General features: G+C 53.9%; 2 protein-coding genes and 1 pseudogene. All 3 read left to right on the top strand.

What is annotated here, in order from left to right:
• The coding region (locus tag BN161_RS20965; protein WP_044269963.1) for an HU family DNA-binding protein at positions 1–394 on the top strand (394 nt) is incomplete at its 5' end.
• Between the two features lie 187 nt (positions 395–581).
• Positions 582–1,133: a protease inhibitor I42 family protein gene (locus BN161_RS30180; protein ID WP_209441919.1), complete on the top strand. Its 552-nt coding sequence runs from the start codon at positions 582–584 to the stop codon at positions 1,131–1,133.
• A 136-nt stretch (positions 1,134–1,269) separates the two neighbouring features.
• Positions 1,270–1,710 (top strand): annotated as a pseudogene (locus BN161_RS20955) (fimbrillin family protein); the annotation flags it as partial.

Raw genomic sequence — 1,710 nt, 5'->3', positions numbered from 1 at the left:
CAAGCCCGTGGAAACAGAGGTAATCGCCCGAGACCTGGCGAAAATCTCCACCGTAAGCAACTCCGACGTTCAAGCCGTATTGGGCGACATCGCCCCGGTGATGCACACCCGTATGGCGCAAGGCAAGAGCGTCCACATCAAGGGACTGGGCTATTTCCGCTACGTGCTCGACACCCGGGGCGTGAAAGAACTCAAGGACTTCAACTTCGACCAACAGGTGCAAGCCGTGCGCATCGAGTTCATCCCCGAACGCAGCAAGCTCTCCAACGGCACCTACACCCGCGCCCTCGTGGACAGCGACACGCTGGAGTGGATTGAGCTCTCGCCCGACACCAAGGACACAACGCCCGATGGCGGCGGCGATGGCGACCTGGAAGAAAATCCGCTGGGATAAAGCACCAAGCAAAATCCTCTGCTGCCGTCCTGCACAGCGGAAACGGCAATGGATGATGAAGCACATATTTTGAACCGTTACGGTTTCCAGAAGCCGAACCTTCCGGAAACCTCCTCTTAAACAAAGCCGGACGGCGCAAGCCCGGTCATTAGAATCTTATTAATTTAATATCTTAAAAAAACAGATTATGAAAGTAGGAGAAATTTACACAACAGAACGTATCGTCATGGGCGGTACCGGTTATCGTTATGCACCCGTCCGTCTGACAGGTGAAGTGGCTTTGCTTGCCAGCGAAGTAACCTCGGTGGATTCCGAAAAGTGCGGCGCTCCCGAAGTCCAACGCTTCATCTTCCAGTTCCTGCGCCCCGGAACGGCAGAAATTCAGTTGGCACGTTTCCGCAGTTTTGATTTGGACGATGTGGTTTATGAAGAAGTACTGCCTTTCCATGTGGAACCGGCTGGCGACAATGACGCGGCGTGTCATGGCGGCTGGTCTCCTTTCGAGGGATTGGAAGCTGAAGACCAAGAGGTTTTTGAGGAAGCGCTGACAGGATTCGTAGGCGTGACCTATGCACCCGAAAAGGTTTCAAAGCAGATTGTCAACGGCACCAATTACCGTTTCTTCTGCTATGGCAAGCCTGCTACTGAGGGGAATCATTCATTCCCGGCCATCGTGAAAATCTATGCAGCACCCGGAGCCAAGCCTCAGATTACCGGCATCCAACGGGTAGTGCTTTAAAAAGCAATGGTAACAGCCACCGCCGGACACCGAAAGCGTAAGCCCGGAGTGAGCAACCTATTTAAGGTAGCAACTGCCCCTCTCGCAGGGGGCGGTGGCACAAAAGAAAAATGAAACCAAAAAAACAATGAACGATATGAAACGAAAAGGAATCTTACAGACCGCATTCACGCTGACTACAGCGTTGCTACTGTTGGCAGGTTGCTCGCAGAACGACTTCGACGACGGACAAGGCGAACCGCTGCCCGAAGGCAAATATCCCATGACCTTCGCCACAACGGTGGAGGGCGTAACTGCCACCCGTGCCGTTACTGCGGAAGGGCAGTGGACTGTCGGTGACAAGATTGCCGTGCAGGTGGACAGTGAAGTAAAGGAATACACCGCGACAAACATCAGTAATAATTCTGCCACAGCCACGCTGAGCAGCACTTCTCCGTTCTACTGGCAAAGCACGGATATCAATGTCTCGGCATGGTATCTCGGTACGGGATACAGTGCTACGCCGCCCACAAGTACATCGTGGTCGTGGGCGGTGCAGCCCGACCAAAGCAAGACGGAACCGGGCAGTGCTGATGAC

Source organism: Bacteroides timonensis (genome assembly GCF_000513195.1).
GTDB lineage: Bacteria > Bacteroidota > Bacteroidia > Bacteroidales > Bacteroidaceae > Bacteroides > Bacteroides timonensis.
This window is presented reverse-complemented; position numbering and strand designations above follow the sequence as displayed.